Genomic DNA, 17459 nt, shown 5'->3' on the forward strand with positions numbered 1-17459 from the left:
CGGGTCGTAGGCGGGGGCGTTGACCTTTGAATTCGGAACCTTTAACAATTCACTGGTCCGCGAGTAACGGAAGAGGTAATCCCTAAATGCAGCTCCCCACGATCCCGAAGTTCTCCTCGTTCAACCGTCTGTCCAAGAAGCGCAAGTACACGGCAGTCGGCGCAGCCGCCGCCGCGGCACTGGTGCTGACGGTCACGGGCCTGGAGGCCACCGCAGGGACCGCGTCGGCGTCCGCCGGGACCGCGTCCGCGACATCGAAGACCACGTCCGCGAAGGCGGCGGGCGACTCCACCGGGTTCTCGGCCCTGACCGGCGACGGCGACCACGTCAAGAACATCGACGCGAAGGCCGGTGTGGCCTCGCAGCACGTTCTGAAGGCCGCCACGCCGAAGAAGGCCGCTCCCAAGCCCGTCGTCCCCGCGGCGAAGAAGCCGCACACCACCACCGCGAAGAAGCACGCGACCGAGGCCGCGAAGGCCGAGCACGCCAAGAAGGCGACGACCGCGAGCCGCTCCGCGAAGCGGGCCGAGGCCCCCAAGAAGGTCACGGTCCACAAGTCGACCGTCGCCGCGCCGAAGAAGACGCACACGGTGGCGCCGAAGACAGCGGCCAAGAGCTACCCGAACAACCTGGACGGCTGGATCCGCCAGTCGCTCGACATCATGCACTCGAAGGGTATTCCCGGTACGTACGAGGGAATTCACCGCAACATCATTCGTGAGTCGAGCGGTAACCCGAAGGCGATCAACCTGTGGGACATCAATGCCCGCAACGGCATTCCTTCGAAGGGTCTGCTCCAGGTGATCAACCCGACGTTCAACCGGTACCACGTGTCCGGTACGTCGTGGGACATCTACAACCCGGTCTCGAACATCACAGCGGCGTGCAATTACGCTGCCGCTCGTTACGGCACGATGGACAACGTGAACTCCGCGTACTGATCCATCCGTCCCGCACCCGGCCCGGGTCCGCTGCCCCCGCAGCGGCCCCGGGCCGCTCCACGTCCCGGCCCGCCGAACGTCCCGCCAGGGGCGCTGGGGGTACCCCCAGGCGAAGCTCTGGGGGCGGAACTGCGCGCCCAGCCCCCACCGGCCCGCAGCCGGCCATCCAGCCTGAGGGGGCACGGCCCCGTTAGGGGCGCGGGGAACTGCGCGAGCAACCACCACCGGCCGGTAGCCGGAAAACCACCCCAGGGGGCACGGCCCCGTCAGGGGCGCGAGGAACTGCGCGAGCAACCACCACCGGCCGGTAGCCGGAAAACCACCCGCAAGGGGCTGCCCCCTGGGGCTGGGACCCGACCGCAGGCCCGTGACGGGCTGAGCGCGCAGTTCCTCGCGCCCCTGCGGGGGCGTTAGTGGGAGAGGGCGCGGGCGAGGCGGTCGAGGCGGGGGGCGTCGAGGGGGGTGCGGTGGGCGAGACGGTTGCGCGCGTCCCAGAAGACGCGCAACCGTTCCGCCTCCGTACGCTTCAGCGAGACGTCCGCGTTGACGTGCGCACCCCACATCGCACCGAGCTCCAGACCGCTCAGCCCCCTCGCCGTACTCTCCGCGACAGGCACCACGACCCCACCCACCGGACGCGACCGGTAACGCTCGGCCAGCTGGGCGAGCGGCAACCGCGACCTCACCCGTATCACCTCCGTGAAGTCCTCCCGCGCGTCGTCCAGCAACGGCAGCAGCGCCCGGTTCTGCGCGAGCCAGACCCGCTTGCGCAGCGTGTCCTCGTGCTCACGCCCGAGCTCGCGCCGCGGGTCGTACCGCAGCTGCCCGTCCCACGCGTCGACCTGGCCGGCGTTCCAGGCGGGCCGTATCGCCATGTCCGGCTGCTGGACCGAGCTGCCCGCCCGGTCGCTCCTCCCGAGCACCGGGTACCCGACCCCGCCCGACGCCGACGCCGAACCCGACGCCGTATCCGCCCCCGGCCCCGCCGCCCCCACCGCCCGCAGCAGCGCCTCCGGCAGACTCTCCGGCACCCCGTCCCACCCGGCCGCCAGCTCCGCCGCGACGTCGAGGAAGGGCCCGCAGACCTCGACGATCGTCGCCTGCGTCACGAACTCCAGCAGCCGCCGGTGCGCGGCAGGCCCCGGCCGGCTCGGCCGGGCGGTCGAGACGACGGTCGCGGTGTCGAGCCGGCCGACCGCGCCCCACCACCAGTGGACGCCGATGTTCTCCCGGGCCATCTGATCGGGCAGCTCCGGCGGCAACGCCGAGTACGTGGCCAGCACCAGCAGCCGCGGCCGGGCGCCCGGCGGAAGCCCCGCCTCCTTGACCGCCGCCGACAGCCTGCGCAGCAGATCCGTGGCCACCGTGGAGACGGCCTCGTGCCAGGCCCTGACGACGATCACCCGGGTCTCGGCGGCCGTCCCCGGGCCGCCGCCGGTCAGCCGGCTCAGGATCTCCTCCATCCGGTCCTCCGGCTCACCGGCGGCCTCGCGCGGCATCGCGGGCAGCTCCTTGGCGAGCCGCCCGAGCAGATCGGCGTCGGCCCGTACGGGAGGCGGCACGACGCGGTCCTCGGCCGCCGCCGGGGCCCGCGGGGCGGACCCGAAGCCCGCCAGCCCGTCGTCGTAGTCCAGCAGCGCGTCGGCGCCGCCCCACACCGTGGGCGCGAGCGCGGGCACCGACGCGGGCCCGGCGAGGGCTGGCGCCTCCCCCGGGTCCGCGCCCGCCTCTCCGGGCGCGACCAGCAGAAAGTCCCCGAGTTCGTGCAGCAGCTCGTCCATCAGGGCCTCGGCCCCCACCCCCTGGTGCCCGATCTGCGCGTCGGGCACCAGCCACAGACAGCTACGGCCCGCCCGCAGATCGTCGAGCAGGCGGCGCAGCCACAGCCGTACCCCCGGCAGGGACGTCGTCCCCACCGGTGACCCGACGCTCACCCCGCGCCCCCGAGCCCCGCGTCCCCGAGCCCCGCGCCCCGCCGGCCGGCCGCCGGGGCCCCCGCGACCGAGACCCCCGCGACCGGCGCGTCCCGGAGCGTCGTCAGCGCCCGGAAGGTGACGCGGTCCAGCGCGTACCCGTCGTCGCCGTCGTCCAGCACGCCCAGCTCGGTGAGGCGCCGCATCAGGGTGTGCACGTCCGCCGGCGCCAGGCCGGTGACCGAGGCGATGTCCGCGACGTTCGCGCCCTCGCCAGGGTCCACGTACCCCGTCCAGCCGGTCAGCAGCTTGACCAGGGAGTCGTCGAGGTTGACCCGGGCCAGATGGCCGCGGGCGGCGTCGACCGTGGCCGTGAACTCGTCCGTCCGCTGGAGCGCGGCCTCCAGCGTGGCCCCCTCGCGCGAGGTGCGGTGGACCGTACGCTCGACCAGGTTCGGCCAGCCGCCGGTGACCTCCACCAGGCGGCGCCGCTTGTCCGGCGTGTCGAACGGGCACTCCGGCCAGGCCCGCAGACTGTCCGCGCTCCACCGCTCCGGGTGGACGACCGTGGTCACCCGCTCGTCCGCGCGCCCGTCCCACAGCACCGGGTCGACCAGCAGCACCGCCGCCCGGTGCTGGTTCGTGGCCGGGCGCGAGACATGGGCGTGCAGCCGCCGTACGCAGTCGTCGAGCGCGGGGCCGTCGCAGCCGTGGAGGTCGGCCAGGATCACGCTGTGCCTGCGCTCCCTGGCGGCCTCGGCCAGCACGTCCGCGAGGTTCTTCACCGTGGCCGGCCGCACCTGGAGGCCCCGGGCCTCGGAGTACGACCGTACGGCCGCGCTGACCAGTTGCGGCCCGTAGACGGCGGCCAGGCCCACCACCGACACCCCGGCGCCCGTGACCTGGTGGAGCTGATGTTCCGTCAACGGGCTGTAGCGCGAGATGCCCTGTGCGTCGTGGCCCACGAAACGCCGGGAGAAGCGCGGGTTGTAGTCGTACGGGAGGTCGAACTCGGTCTGGCGCAGTTCGAGTTCGAGGTCCTCACGGGTGCCGAGCATGTGGACGACGTTCGGGCTGCGCACCGCGTAGTGCCGCCGGTCGGCCTGCCGGATGAGCAGGCCGAGGCCCTCCATCTCGTCCAGGTAGATCTGGACGTCGCTGGCGGTCAGCGAGGTGAAGCCCTCACGCCAGTGCTGCTTGGCCATGCTCAGCAACTCGTCTGCGCGGTAACCCCGGTTGAAGCCGTCCATCTGGCTGCGCAGGGCGATCACCAGGGCGAGTACGCGGTAGCGGTCCTCCAGGTTGATCGTGATCCGCAGCCGCTCGGCGATGTGCCGGTGCACCGACTCGGAGTTGGCGACCGCGCGCACGTCCTCCTCGGTCACCACCGCCGGCCACCGCGCCGAGCCGAGCGGCTTCTGCCGGAGGGCGACGACCAGTTGCTCGCAGAAGATCTGCACCAGGCACGCCTGGTAGTTGGTCGCCGCGAGCACCCGCCAGACCAGCTCCGGCCGTTCGAACCGGTAGCCGAACGCGGCCATCGGTTCGACCACCAGCCGCTGCGCCTCGGCCGGCTTGAGCGGGCCGATCAGCACATCGGGACCGCCGTGGGTCAGCGGGACGTTGGACAGATGGCTGAACCGCTGGACCTGGTGGAGACCCGCGAAGACGACCTTGAAGCGCCGGTCGGTGCGGTCCATCAGCCCTTTGAGCCGCAGGACGTTGGGGAAGGTGGCCTCGCCGCCCCGGCCCGGCACCGGCTTGGAGTCCGCGGTGAGGAAGGCGTCGGCCTCGTCGGCCAGGACCAGCACCCGCCGGCCCTGGTCCTCCTCCAGCCACTCCTGCACCTTGCTGAGCAGCACATCGGGCCCGACCTCGGAGGACACCTTGGCGCCGAGCACGCCCACCCGTTTGAGCTCGTTCGCCAGCACCCGCCAGATCCGCTCGGCGGGCTCGGCCTCCCCGACCCCGCGCGCCTTCAGATCGAGGTAGACGGCCTTGCGCAGCGGATTGCTCGGGAAAGTCGCCTCGACCTTGCGCAGCAGCGCCGACTTGCCCAACTGCCGTCCGCCGTAAAGGAAGAGGGCGCCGAGCGGATCGGTCACGGTCGCCATCTCGCGGCTGCGCCCGTAGAACACCTCCGGCGGCACCAGCCCGGCCACGAAGGGCGTGTACGGGTTGAAGGCCGTCCACGGCAGCGTCACCCGCTGCGCGGCCCGGAAGGAGTGCGGCGAACGCGCGGCCACCCACCCGAAGACCGCCGGGTCGACCACCAGCGCCTGCTGGGAGGACGTACGGGCCTGCGCGGCCAGATCCCTGCGGCCCTGGAGCCCCAGCGGGTAGAGGTAGATGATCAGGCACGCGCCGGTGTCGCTGCTGTCCAGCAACTCCAGCGGACTGCGCCCGCGTTGCTCGTTGGAGACCACCAGGATGGTGAAGGCCGACGCCGCCGACCCCAGCGCCGCCACATAGCCCGGCGCCGTCCCGCCCGAGGTCACCCGGGCCGTCAGCCGCAGCACGCCGACCACCTGCCGCCGGTGCTCACGTACCGGGGTCTGCCGGCATTCGAGACCGAGCAGGCTCAGCACCGACGGGACATGCCGCTGCCATTCCGAACCGAGGGTCTGCGGACGGCACAGCGCCTCCCAGGAGCCGAGCGCGCTGCGGGCCGCCTCGGTGAGCGGCTTGCCGTCCAGGAAGCGTTCGGCCCAGGGCCGCGCCGAATAGCCGCGCGGGCCCGGCTTGGTGCGCGGCGGCGCCTCCATTCCGGCGGCGAACTGGGCCAGTTCGGCACCCCAGTCCGTACCGCTCCAGTCCGGCAGCGGGTCGCCCTTGCGCAGCAGGGCCAGGCACTCCTCGGCCGTGACCGTGTCCCCGGCCTCCAGCAGCGCGATCAGCCGGGCCTCGTCCTCGGCGGGCAGATTCAGCTCGCCCAGGCTGCCGCGCAGGCGCTGGACGTACTCCGCCACCCGCGCGCGCAACTCGCCCTCCAGACTCCGCAGATCCGCGATCGTCTGCCCGAAGGCGCCCTCCGGCGTAGTACGGCTCAGCTGCTCCAGCCGCCCGTCGAGCGCGCGTTCGGTCTGCGGGCTGAGGTTCTGCTGCGTCCGCAACTCGGCCAGCAGCCCGTACGCGACGCGGTGCGCCTCCCGGTGCGCGTTCTGCCAGCGTGTCCACTCGGCGTCCCGCAACTGCCGCCAGCCGCTGGGCACCGAGTCGAGACCGGCCGGGACGGCCGGGACACGGTCCTGCTCCAGCGCGGCGACGAAGAGGTCGGCCAGGTGCAGATCGCCGCGCTCGACGTACGTCCGCAGGACCGCGCGCGTCTCGACCGGGCCCAGCAGGGTCAGCACGGCCTCGGCGAAACCGGGCTCGTCGGGCAGCGGCTCACCGTCGGGGCTGCGCGGCAACGAGGCCGCTGCCAGCAGGGGTTCGCTGCCGGGCCGGTCGCCGCCGCCGTCACCGTCACCGGGGTGGCGCTCGCCGTGCTCGGTGACGGGGACGAGCGTCGCGGGCCGGTCCTCGCCCAACAGCCAGGCGAACAGCCGGAACGCGGCCGCGCCCTCGACGGTCGACGGCGGCTCCGAACCCCGGACCGCGTCCAGCGCGTGCCGCAACCCGACCACGGTGTCGGTGCGTTCGTCGACCGCAGGCGCCGCGAGCGCCCGGGACCGGGACACCAGATCGGACACCTGGCCGATGCAGCGCAGCAGCGCCCGCTTGGCGGCGGCCTCGATCGGCTCCCTGGCCTGCTTCGGGGTGCGGATGGCGGCGTCCGCCTCCTCGATCATCCGCTCGGCCGCGCCGCGCTTGCGGAACAGCTCCCAGATCTCGTCCAGTTCGGTCGCCCGGCCCCGGCCGCCGGCCCAGGCCGCCACCGTCGCCAGCGCCTTGCCCAGGGGCTGTTCGGTCTGGAGCAGCCGGGACTTGACCTGGGTCGCGCGGTTGTAGCCGATCCGCTGCCGGGGCAGGTCCGCGAGCGCGACGGCGGCCTCCTCGGCCAGGCTCTCCCGGCTCAGCAGGGGCTCGCTGTCGGGGCCGAGCCAGGTCACGGCGGGGTCGAGCCGCTGGTAGTGCCGCAGCACCTCGGCCGCCCGCGCGACCAGCCGCACCCAGGGGCCGGGCAGGGTCGTGACGGCCGGGTCGGTCTGGATGATCAGGTCGTTGGGCCAGCCCGCGAGCAGGCTGGCCCGCAGCGAGGCGACGACCGCGAGCGTGAGGGCCGGCCGGTCGCTCTGCAACGCGTCGAGGTCGGGGTCGAACCCGGTCATCACCTCGGCGGCCTCCTCGCCGGTCCGGCAGGAGAACGCGGCGGCGGCGAAGGCGAGGCACTGGGCGCGGTGGGCGGGCTCGGCGGAACCGGCGGTCAGCCAATAGGCCTCGGTGAGGCGGCCGTCGAGGACGAGACGGGCGACGGGGGCGGGGTCCTCGGGGCCGAGGTGGGCGAGGGCGGCGGTGGTCGGGTCGAGGGCCGACCACGGGAGGAGGCCGGGGGGCGCGGGTTCGGCGACGGGGGCGGGTTCAGGCGCCTGGTCCTCGCGGACGGCGGGCGGTTCGTTCGCGTCCGCGTCGGTGTGGGTCTCCGGTACGTCGTCGCCCGCGCCCGGCTCGGGGGTCTCGGGGGCCAAGTCCTCGTGGACGGGCGGCGGTTCGCTCGCCTCGGCGTCGGTGACGGGCTCCGGTACGTCATCGCCCGCGCCCGGCTCGGGGGCCTGTTCGGGCGCCGAGTCCTCCGGGGCGGCGGACGGTTCACCCGCCTCCGCGTCGGTGTGGGCCTCCGGTACGTCGTCGCCCGCGTCCGGCTCGGACGTCGTGGCCGCTACGTCCGGCGTGGCCGTTACGTTGCGCGGGGCCGGTACGACCGGCGGCGCGTCCCGTACCTCGGGCCCGTCCCGTAAGCCCGTCTCGACCGCCACGGCCGGCTCGGGCCGTACGACCTGCTCGGCCGGTGCCTCGGGAGCGGCCGCCTCCGGTGCGGCGGGCTCGCGTACGCCCGGCTCACGTACGGCGGCCTCACGTACGGCGGCCTCGGGTGGTGCGGACAGCTCCGCGATCCGTTCCTCAAGGAGGGCGACCGACTGCCGCAGCGGGTCCACATGGGGAGCGCCGGGCGGGGCCGCGTCCAGGACGGCACGCAGCTGGTCGCGTTGCTCGGTCAGCTTCGCGCACTCGGCCGCGCGCTCCTCCGCCTCCCGGGTCCGCGCCCGCAACTCCTCGGCGATGCCGCCAAGTTCCGCGAAGCCGTCGTCGGCCGCCCACGTGTGGCCGCCCGCCGCGAGCCAGGTCGTGAGTTCGGCCCGCTGCCGTGCCCAGACCGCCAACTGCCCGGCCAACGTGCTGTCGAACTCCCGCCCCGCGTCGATCCGGGCGACCGCCTCTTGCAGCACCTCGATCAGCGAACCCGCGTGCCCCTCCAGGGCAGCGGTCCGATCGGCCAGATTCCGCTCGGTCACATCGCCCGCCCGGCCGTCGGTCACATCGTCCGATCGGCCCTCGGCCTCGTCGTCCGCCACGACACCGTCCTCATCGTCGTCTTCCGATGTACCGCCGGGGAGTTGTGCCGCTCGCAGCAGTTCGTCCCAGTGCTCCGCGACCAGCGGGCCGCTGGGGTGCTGCCCGGACACCATCCCGTACATGGCCAGTTGGGCGAGTACGGGTTCGAGTCGGCCGAATATCCGCGCGAGCGTGGACGGTTCCGGTTCCTTGAAGTCCTGCTCCTCGAAGCCGAACACCTGCGTCAGCTGAAACTCCGCGTACGCCACGCCGAACTGCGCGACGCTCTTGATCTCCCGTGCCGTGGCGCGCCCCAACCAGGCGCGGGCACGCAGAATCTCGCGCCGACCGGCGTGAAGTGCCCCACCGCTACGAGACGTTCCGACCCCGCACGCATACGGCAGGGGTCCCGGGAGCAGCAGCAATTCGCGCAGCTCGGCGTCGTGCAGTCCGGTCAGCCATAACCTCAGGCCACCACCCGCGTTCGCCATGCGGAGATCCTGCCAGAGCCCCCACCCCCGGCCAACCGATTCGCCCCGCTCCGACCGCGTGGCGTCATGACGGACCGGCGATCACCCACGGTGACAACCCAGCGACCTCGCCCTTTCCGGCACCGCGTCGGGTCCCCCTTTCGAGTCAATCCGTAACGAGCCATTTACGGAGTGAGATCAATCACGTTAGTCTTGTGCGCAGTCGGGAGGTAGTACCGCGCAGAACGAGGGGGTTGACGATGAGCAACAAGTACGGAGAGTGGTTGCGCTCGCAGCGCAGGTCGGCGGGTCTCACACAGGAGGCGCTGGCCCAGGCGGCGATCATGACGCGCTCGCACATCGCCCACATCGAGGCGGGTCGCCGTATCCCGTCGAAGTCGGACGCGCTGCGCCTGGACAAGGCCCTCAACACGGGTGACGTGCTGAGCAACTTCCGGCCGAGGCAGGACGAGGATGCGATCGCCGACTACTTCGAGGCGGCGCGCGAGCTGGAGCAGCAGGCCACGGAGATCCGTGAGTACGGTCTGGCCTACGTGCCCGGCATTCTCCAGACCGAGGCGTACGCGCGGGTGGTTCTGAGCAACACCCACCCGCCTCGGAGCAGCGAGGATCGTGACGGTCATGTCGTCACCCGAATGGAGCGGGGGAAGATCCTTTCCGACCCCTTGACGCCCGTAGTGTGGGCCCTACTGGACGAGACGATCCTCCGCCGCCCGATCGGCGGTCCGGACGTCATGGCCGAACAGCTCATGCACATCGTCGACCTGGTCGAGAGCGAGCGGATTCGTGCGCACGTCCTGCCGTTCGGTCTGGGCGTCCACCCGCTCATGCAGGGGATGCTGACGCTGATGTGGTTCGAGGACCAGCCTCCGGCCGCGTACAGCGAAGGCGCGGCCTTCGGCAGGGTGCACGACTCTCCGGCTGTGGTCCAGCAACTCCAGAGCGTCTACGATTTGGCACTGGGCGACGCACTGCCGCTGCACGAGTCACTTGCCCTGCTGCGGGCCACGGCGAAGGATTACGGACACTATGACTGAGCACCTCATCGCGGACGCGTCGGCGCTGAACGGCTGGCGCAAGTCCTCGTACAGCGGTAACGAGGGGGGCAGTTGCGTCGAGGTTCTGGACCACCACACCGTCGGCGTCCCGGTCCGCGACTCCAAGAACCCCCACGGCCCGGCCCTCGTCCTCCCGCCCGCCGCGTGGTCCTCCTTCCTCACGGCCGTAAAAACGGACACCCTCTCCGCCCACAGCCAGTAAGGGCGTTGGTCCGGCCCGGCGCTGTCGGTGCCGTGCGCTTCAGCTCTACTCGGAGCGACCTGCGGCACAAGGCCAACCGTCATCTCGTAGGGTCGAACTGGCGCCGGTCGGCAAAGCCCCATTCGGCCTCGGCCGCGACTTCGAATGCCCGAGGGCCCGAGGCGAGGCGGGTCAGAACGCCCAGGAGCAGTTTGTGCGAGACGGCAATGATGCCTCCGCCCTGCTCCGCAGCGGTCGCGGACAGGTAATCGGCACAGTGGCCGGCCCTGTCGTGAAGGTCGGCGAGGCTCTCTCCGTCCAGGCAGGAGACCGAGGGGTCGGCCGCGCGCTGTTCTCGCCAAACGAGGTAGGCGGCCGGATAGTTGTCTGGCGTACGGCCCAGAATGACGCTCGGTGCACGCCACTCGGTCAACAGGGCGGAAGTCTCGATCACCGGCAGGCCGGTGAGGTGGGACAAGAGGTCCGCGGTCTGCCGGCCGCGCAAGATCGGGCTGGTGATGATCCCGCTGACGTCGTCCGGCAGAGGCAGTGAGCGTCGGATCTGGTCTCGCCCCTCGTCGGAGAGGGCCGCGTCGGGTGGGGCGTGGTGGCCGGGGCGGTGGCCCTCGTAGGCGCCGTGGCGCATGAGCCAGATGTCAGCCAAGGAGCCAGCCTCCGTCGACCCGGAGGGTGTGGCCGGTGATGAAGGCGGCGCCGTCGGTGGCGAGGAAGGCGACGGCTGCGGCGATGTCAGCCGGGTGACCCCGGCGCTGGATGCACTGGCGCGCGAGTTGGCGCGCGTTCATCGCCTCGGGATCGGGAACTACGGCGTCTTCGGCAGGGACGCGGATGGAGCCGGGGGCCACACAGTTGGCGGTGATGTTGACCGGGCCGAGTTCGCGGGCGAGGGCGCGGGTGAGTCCTTCGAGACCTGCTTTGGCGCTGATGTAGCCGGAGAGATCGTGGCGGCCGACGGTGGCGAGGACAGAGCCGAGGGTGATGATCCGGCCCCACCCACCGGAGGCCATGTCGGGAGTGAGTTCGCGGGCCAGAAGGTAGTGGCTCGTGAGGTTGGTGGCGAGCATGTCGTCCCAGACTTCGGGGGTCATTTCCGCCCAGGCGGTACGGGGATAGGCGCCCGCGTTGCTGATGAGGATGTCGATGGGTCCTGGGCGTTCGCCGGCCTCAAGGCAGAGAGCGCGCACCGCAAGAGGGTCCCGTAGATCCGCTTCCAGGGGACGTGCGGTTCCGCCGTTGCTGATGATGTCCTCGCTGAGCGCGCAAGCGGCGTCCCAGTCGTCGAGGTGGGCCACGACCACAGCAGCGCCATCGGCGGCCATGCGGTGGGCAATGGCCGATCCGATGCCGCCGGTGGCTCCTGTGACCAGGGCGGTGTGTCCGTTCAAGGGGCCGCGCATGGTGCCTCCTGGGTGAAGAAGAACGTGGCGGGGTCGAACGACGGGCTCATGGCCTCGGCCAGTCGGACCAGGAGGAGAAGCCGGTCGGTGGGGGCGAGGTCGGCCAGGTTGTAGACGGTGAGTATGCGCATGGCCACATAGGGGCGCAGGAGTTCGCCGAGGTTCCTGTCGGGCCAGAACTTGTCCGCGACAGGTAGGACGAGCCGGTCCCAGTAGGAGGCTGCGGCTGCTCGTCGGGACGCGGCGAGGGCAGCTGCGTAGTCGACGTGGATCGTGCGGGCGACGTGGTTCACGCGCACCTGCTGGAGGGTGGGCCGATTGACCGTTACGCAGTCGAAGGTGGCGGGATGGTCAGCGAAGGCGGCGGGGTTGTAGGTGGGGACCAGCCAGCCGCCGAGCGCGGTGGTGTACCAGAGGAAGTTGGCGAACTCGCCGAGGATGCTGTTGAGTCCGGCGGTGTCGTAGTCGAGCCAGCCCAGGGGATTCGCCAGGTTGACGTCGGTGGGATCCCCTTGGGTCAGCGCGGCCCAAACGGGTTCGCTCTGCTGGTAGTGGCTGCGTAGCCGGCGCAGGGTGGCCGTCCAACCGATCCGGAGCGGTCGGCCGTTGACGACCAGCACGTACTCGGCGAGGCGAGTGACCGGCAGGTCGACCATGCCGTCGGCCACGGCGAAGCTGGAGTCCTCGTAGTACGTGTCGAGGCGCCCGCCCGGCACGGCTCGGTCCCAGTAGAGCTTGCGGACGATTGAAGAGGGCGCTGCTTCCTGAGCTGTATCGAGGATGACCCTGCCGTAGGTCTTTGTGAGTTCGTCCATGTACCGGAGAAGCTCCGCGCTCGGCTTCTCGCGGTTGAGCAGGTCGAGCAGCAATCCCCGGTCAGGGCCGTACGGCAGTCGCTCATAGGCCAACAGCCATCCGCCAGGTACGCGCAGTTGGGCGTGGAGTGCCGGGACCCGGTAGTGGTGGACCAGGTGGGCGTGGCCGCTGATCTCCTGGCGGGCCTCGCCTGCGTTGCGCGTGTACTTGATCAGGAGTGGGCGGCCGTTGAGGTCCAGCGGGAGCAGGAGGTTGCGGGTGGCGCGGCGGAGGCGGCCGACCCGCCATCGGGGCTCCGCGGTCATTGCGGTGTTCCGCCCAGCAGGTCCACGCAGACGCGGGCTACGGCGGCGGGGAGGATCCCGCTGAGGTCGGCGCCGGCGTCCGGAGTGACGCCGTCGCGTACGGGACAGAGGTCACCCTGATGCATGCGTTCCGAGAAGGGGCTGGCGACCGCGTGGTGGTGGGGCAGGCCGGTGCGCCACTTGCTGTGCGAGTGCCGGGCGTAGAGGCCGAGTACAGGCGGCCCGCCGCCATCGGCTCGACGGGCCATCGCCGCCAGGTGGGTGAGTCCGGTGTCGTTGCCGAGTACGAGGTCGCAGTTCGGGAGTACGTCGGCCAGAGCGTCGGCGGGGAGGCCGTCGAGGTGCAGGATGCGAACGCCTCGGACAGCACCCGCTGCGGCGACGCGGACGCAGCCGTTCTGGTCGCCGCCGACGAGCAGGAGACGCACTGGTGTCTTCCGGGCGTCGGCGATGCGGCAGGCCACCTCCGTGAAACGTTCGGCGGTGTAGTCCTTGTGCTCGGGCCAACTCGTGGCGGTGATGGCGACAACGGTCAGGCCGTCGAACCATCCTGCGGCCCGTAGCTGCCGGGTGAGCCGATTCGGGGCGGCGGTGAGCGTGGGCGCGAATGAACCCTGAGCCGGGAGTCGGAATCCGAGGCGGCGTTCGAGCGCGAGGTAGTGGCGCGCCGGCATGTCGGGGAATGCCCGGCCGTCGCTGGTCCAGCACGGTGGAGCGGCGGGATCACAGACCACGCGCAGATGGGCGTCGTCCGTGTGACGCTCGACGGATTCGCGATCTCCGATGACGACGAACTTGCCACCCATGGCTGCGCCCGGCGGATCGGTGAGCGTGCCGGTACGGGCGATGAGCTTGGCGTACGGCCCCTCAGCCTGCACGAGCAACGGGCCGGTGGGCGATTGCAGCGTGAGCCAGTCGTGCACCGCGCGGACGGCGCTGATTGCGAGGAGTGAATCGCCGAGCTTGCCGCGGAAGGACACGAGGACTCCGTCGCACTCGGCCAGACGGCAGACGAGTTCAGCACTCGGAGGTATCGGAAGGGGCGCTCCGACAGCGAGTTGCCGGCGCTCGTATCCGAGCGGAGTGGTGTGCACCGTGTCGGGGGAAAACACCTCCGCTCCCGAACAGAAGCGGATACCCGGCAGGGAAAACGTCATCGCCCCTCCCCCATCGTTGTCAGCGCGATCAGCGGGATGCCCAGCTCTCCGAGCAGAGCACGGGCGCCCTGCGTGGTGTCCTCCACGAGACAGGCCGCCGCGAGGGGCCGGGCGCCGGCTTCGCGGAGTCGCCGGGTCAGGTCGGCGAGGGTCTGTCCGGTCGTGACCTCGTCGTCGACGAGGATCATCTGCTGCCCCGGCGCGATCCCGTACGCGAAGACGTCCGTACGCATGGCGTGCGGTTCGCTGAACCGGACCGCGCCTTCGAGCGGCAGGTGCAGTTTCCACGCGATCTTGTAGGGGAGTTGTGCCGCCGAGGCGAGGGAGACGGTGGGCAGGATTCCACCGGCGTCGAGACCCAGCAGGAAGTCCGCCGAGACGAGCACTCCGGGGACCTCCGCGACCACTCGCTCCCAAAGGGCGGTCCCGGTCGAAGCGAGGGCGTCGGGATGAACGGCATCCTCCAGACCGTCGAGCGTGTGGATCACCCGCTCGCGGCGGCTGCCGGGGCCGACGCCGAGCCGTTCGACGATGCGGGCCGAGAACGGCGGTACGGCCACGGTTTCGGGCATGGCGAAGCTCCATGTGGGGGAAGGGGGCAAGTACGGGGAGGGAGCGCTTCAGGCAGCGAGCTGGGCGGCGTACCAGGTCAGCAGTGCGTCCACCGCGACGAGAACGGGCGCGAGGACCTGTTCGCGGGGCTCGCGGGCGCCATCGCGCCAGGCAGCGGCGGTCTCGGCCAGTGTGGGCACGGACAGGGTCGGTAGGCCGGGCAGACTCGCGGCAGCTGCGAGGATGCGGTCGGGGCCTGTCTCCCATACGCCGTGCTCGCGCAGAAGGAGGCGGCAGGCGAGTACGAGGTGCTTGTACAGCGGACGCAGACGGTCCGGGTCGACCTCGGCTCGCAACCGCCTCATGGTGAGGATGACTTGAGGCAGTTCGTGGACGGCTGCCAGGCCGAGGTCGTCGCGGGTGATGTCGGGCAGCTCCAGTGCGGCGTCCGCATAGAGCACCGGCCGGTCGGCATGAAGCTGGTGGATCGCGAAGGCGACTCGTGGGGTGAGCCGTCGGGCTGCCAGCTCATTGCTGGTGGCGAGGGTGAGCCCGACGGAGGCCGCGTTGCCGAGGGCGAGCATGTACTGGTCCAGCGCTTTGCCGACGCCCGCTGCGATCGTGTGGTCAGCGACTATGAGCAGATCGAGGTCGGACCATCCGGGTATCCAAGTGCCCTCTCCGGTGCTTCCGGTGAGGGCGACAAGCTTCAAGGCACCCCGGTACGACCTGAGTTCGTCGACCAGGTCGGCCGTCGCGGCGGCGACAGGCCCGGGGAGGCCGAGCCCGTACGGTGTGGCGGTTCGCGGTACCGCTGGGATGGGTGGCGTCGCTATGCGGCGCAGTCGCGCCCTCAGGTCGATGATGCTGCCGGAGTTGTCGATCATGTGGTCTGCAATGCCGGCGACGAGATGTGCCCCTCGGCTCATTTTGACCTGGTCCTTGGCAGCCACGGCATCGGCCGTGGTGCCGGATCGTGTGACGCGTACGGCGAAAGGGGCGTCCAGGTAGACGATCTGCAGCCGGTCGGTCATCAGGTGCTTGAGTTCGGCGATGGAAGCGTCGTCGTGGACCGATTCGATGGTGATCAACCGGGAGTCCGCATGTGTGTTCGCGAATCGATTGAGTTCGTCGAGGAGAAGTTCCGCCTGACGCCGGGCGGAAAGCATGTACGGGTCGGCCAGCCCGTGTCTTCCGGCTGCCTGCCGCAACAGGTACCCGATCTTGAAACGCTGGGCGCCACAGACGCGTTGGACGAACTCAGCACTGGTGCTCTTGCCGCACTCGCTGAGTCCGCCGAATGCGATGACCCGTGCCAACCGGGAGCTCGGCTTGATCTCCGTGGCCTCGGCCTCGTCCCTGCCGTAGAGCTTGTGGCGGGCAGGAAGAGGCAGCCGGCGGACTCCCGCGGCGACATCGACGGTGAGTGAGTCGAGAGCGGTGCACAGCTCCTCCTGTTGCCTGTGGAGTGCCGACACGCGCCGCATCGCCAGGTCGTCCCGGTCCGAGGCCCGCTCACTGTGCCAGATCCGCAAGGTCAGTACCGACAGACGGTCGAGAACGGAGGCCAGCGTTTCGGTGTGCAGCGGAGCGTCGACCGGAGCGGACACGGCCAGGCTTACGAGGACTTCGTCCGCCCGCTCGGCGAGGGCGTTGCGTTCGGCATTGAGCTGGTCGATTTCCCGCTTGCAGTCGGCGATGTGCTCGGCGGACAGGCCGGCCGCTCGTACGCGGTCCTCGGCGTTCCACAGCAGCGCGTTGACCGCATGCAAGCGTGTCACCGCGTCGTCGAGGCGTCCGAGGTCCTTCTCCGGAAGTTTGGCGGCGATGCGGGTGAAGCCCGGTGGAAGGAACAGCCGTGGGGGGCTTCCCGGCGTGTACGTCATCGGTTGTCCCCTTCTGCGTGAGCCCGGGCAGGAAGGCGGGGGCCGATTTCCTTGACGATCTCGTCGTGGACGTCGGAACCCGACCGCTGCTCGCAGTCCACAACGAGGTCGTATCTGCCCTGGTCGGCCTGGTGGAGCAGGATCGCGTGGAGCACCTTCTGGTATGCGGGGTAGATCCCTGTCCACGGGCGGCCTTCCCGCGCGCTGGTGATTCCGTAGCTGCGACCCGGGTCGAGCGACGGAAGGAGAAGGACCGAGATCTCCGGCGGGGCGGAGAACGGTCCCGCGATGTCGCCGACAGTCCGCAGGGCCTCCCGCGCCGACAGGCCCTCTTTGATCACACTGGTCGCCGCGGCGACGGCCATCAACATCGGCAGGCCGCGGTCGAGCAAGCCGATGCGCCCGGGCTCACGAGCAGTTGCACGTTTGGTGTGACCGCCGGCCAGCATCGACGTCAGCTCCACGGTCGTGGACCTCTCGAACCACCAGCTCGCGTAGCCTTCGCCCGCGACTCGTTCCCAAGCCGCGGGGTCGTGCTCGTGAACGGCCCCCAGCGCCTGGAATCTCTCCCAGCGCCGGGCCAGCCTCCGTAACTGCGTCGTCTTCCCGACGTTGTCGGGCCCGTTGAAGCTGATGAAGTCCGGCAGGTCCCCCATCAGCGGTCAGCCCTTCCGGATGACCGTGTCGAGGACGGAGACGATCGCGTCGACGTTGCCGGCCACGAAGTCGGCCAGCTCCGGGGGCATGAGGTTGAGGTCGCGGATGCTGTCGGCCGTGAAGGGGACGCGGACGATCTCGTAACCGCCGCGCTCCGGCTTGGAGAACTCCGTGCCGGTCCGCACGGACACGTCCATGCCCGCCAGGCGGGCGGCGAAGATGTGCTGCACGCCGATGCCGCCGTCCAACTCGTCCGTGATGAGGTGAACCAGTTCGGCACGGTCGAGCGTGCCACCCAACTCCTCGAAGACCTCGCGGTGCAGCGCGGCTTCGATGCTGTCGTCCTCCTCCTCGACACCGCCGCCGACAGTGACCCAGTACGGGTCGCGGCCGGCCTTGACGCGCTTGATGAGGACCAGTTCGTCGCGGTCGAGCAGGATGGCGCGGGCGTTGCGCTTGATGATGTCGGACATGCCGCAACTCCTTGCTGCGCAGGTGCTTTCGGGCCGGTCCATGTCGGCCCGGGGGAACAGCATGCTGCACACCGCTGACCGGATGTGACGTACAGATGCCGCACAAACGCCGTACCGC

The 17459-nt window shown here is 70.8% G+C and carries 13 protein-coding genes; 3 read left to right on the forward strand and 10 right to left on the reverse strand.

Translation table 11 applies throughout. The features are described 5' to 3' along the window. The first annotated feature begins 86 nt into the window (after window positions 1–86). Window positions 87–941, forward strand: a complete 855-nt coding sequence (locus OHA30_RS13840) for a transglycosylase SLT domain-containing protein (protein WP_328914138.1) — start codon at window positions 87–89, stop codon at window positions 939–941. A 410-nt stretch (window positions 942–1351) separates the two neighbouring features. Here OHA30_RS13840 and OHA30_RS13845 read toward each other — a convergent pair whose 3' ends face one another. Next, window positions 1352–2857 carry a hypothetical protein gene (locus OHA30_RS13845; protein ID WP_328914139.1) on the reverse strand — a complete coding sequence of 502 codons (1506 nt, stop codon included), beginning with the start codon at window positions 2855–2857 and terminating at the stop codon, window positions 1352–1354. Between the two features lie 14 nt (window positions 2858–2871). After that, window positions 2872–8838: a hypothetical protein gene (locus tag OHA30_RS13850; protein WP_328914140.1), complete on the reverse strand. Its 5967-nt coding sequence runs from the start codon at window positions 8836–8838 to the stop codon at window positions 2872–2874. Between the two features lie 239 nt (window positions 8839–9077). Between OHA30_RS13850 and OHA30_RS13855 the strand changes: the two genes are divergently transcribed. Then, window positions 9078–9875: a helix-turn-helix domain-containing protein gene (locus OHA30_RS13855; protein ID WP_328914141.1), complete on the forward strand. Its 798-nt coding sequence runs from the start codon at window positions 9078–9080 to the stop codon at window positions 9873–9875. Beyond that, complete coding sequence (locus OHA30_RS13860) at window positions 9868–10098, forward strand: DUF397 domain-containing protein (protein ID WP_328914142.1); 231 nt, start codon at window positions 9868–9870, stop codon at window positions 10096–10098. Before OHA30_RS13855 ends, OHA30_RS13860 begins: the two co-directional genes overlap by 8 nt. 79 nt (window positions 10099–10177) lie before the next feature. Here OHA30_RS13860 and OHA30_RS13865 read toward each other — a convergent pair whose 3' ends face one another. Genes OHA30_RS13865 through OHA30_RS13900 form a run of 8 tightly spaced genes read right to left on the reverse strand, consistent with a single transcriptional unit; the run spans window position 10178 to window position 17341 of the window. Then, window positions 10178–10741, reverse strand: a complete 564-nt coding sequence (locus OHA30_RS13865; protein ID WP_328914143.1) for a histidine phosphatase family protein — start codon at window positions 10739–10741, stop codon at window positions 10178–10180. Further along, entirely contained in the window at window positions 10734–11495 is a 762-nt protein-coding gene (locus OHA30_RS13870; protein ID WP_328914144.1) for an SDR family NAD(P)-dependent oxidoreductase, read from the reverse strand. Before OHA30_RS13870 ends, OHA30_RS13865 begins: the two co-directional genes overlap by 8 nt. Next, window positions 11480–12616, reverse strand: coding sequence for a hypothetical protein (locus OHA30_RS13875; RefSeq protein WP_328914145.1), 1137 nt, complete (start codon window positions 12614–12616; stop codon window positions 11480–11482). The genes OHA30_RS13870 and OHA30_RS13875 overlap by 16 nt, the downstream gene beginning before the upstream one ends. Next, window positions 12613–13773, reverse strand: coding sequence for a glycosyltransferase family 9 protein (locus OHA30_RS13880; RefSeq protein ID WP_328914146.1), 1161 nt, complete (start codon window positions 13771–13773; stop codon window positions 12613–12615). The genes OHA30_RS13875 and OHA30_RS13880 overlap by 4 nt, the downstream gene beginning before the upstream one ends. Next, window positions 13770–14345 carry a phosphoribosyltransferase family protein gene (locus OHA30_RS13885; RefSeq protein WP_328914147.1) on the reverse strand — a complete coding sequence of 192 codons (576 nt, stop codon included), beginning with the start codon at window positions 14343–14345 and terminating at the stop codon, window positions 13770–13772. Before OHA30_RS13885 ends, OHA30_RS13880 begins: the two co-directional genes overlap by 4 nt. Before the next feature lie 48 nt (window positions 14346–14393). Further along, window positions 14394–16211 carry a DUF4254 domain-containing protein gene (locus OHA30_RS13890; protein ID WP_328914148.1) on the reverse strand — a complete coding sequence of 606 codons (1818 nt, stop codon included), beginning with the start codon at window positions 16209–16211 and terminating at the stop codon, window positions 14394–14396. After that, window positions 16208–16867 carry a hypothetical protein gene (locus OHA30_RS13895; protein WP_328914149.1) on the reverse strand — a complete coding sequence of 220 codons (660 nt, stop codon included), beginning with the start codon at window positions 16865–16867 and terminating at the stop codon, window positions 16208–16210. The genes OHA30_RS13890 and OHA30_RS13895 overlap by 4 nt, the downstream gene beginning before the upstream one ends. A gap of 6 nt (window positions 16868–16873) precedes the next feature. Next, the gene (locus tag OHA30_RS13900) at window positions 16874–17341 is read right to left on the reverse strand and encodes an NUDIX hydrolase (RefSeq protein ID WP_328914150.1); all 468 of its coding nucleotides are present in this window, start codon (window positions 17339–17341) and stop codon (window positions 16874–16876) included. Window positions 17342–17459: the final 118 nt, after the last annotated feature.

The organism is Streptomyces sp. NBC_00223, assembly GCF_036199905.1.
GTDB lineage: Bacteria > Actinomycetota > Actinomycetes > Streptomycetales > Streptomycetaceae > Actinacidiphila.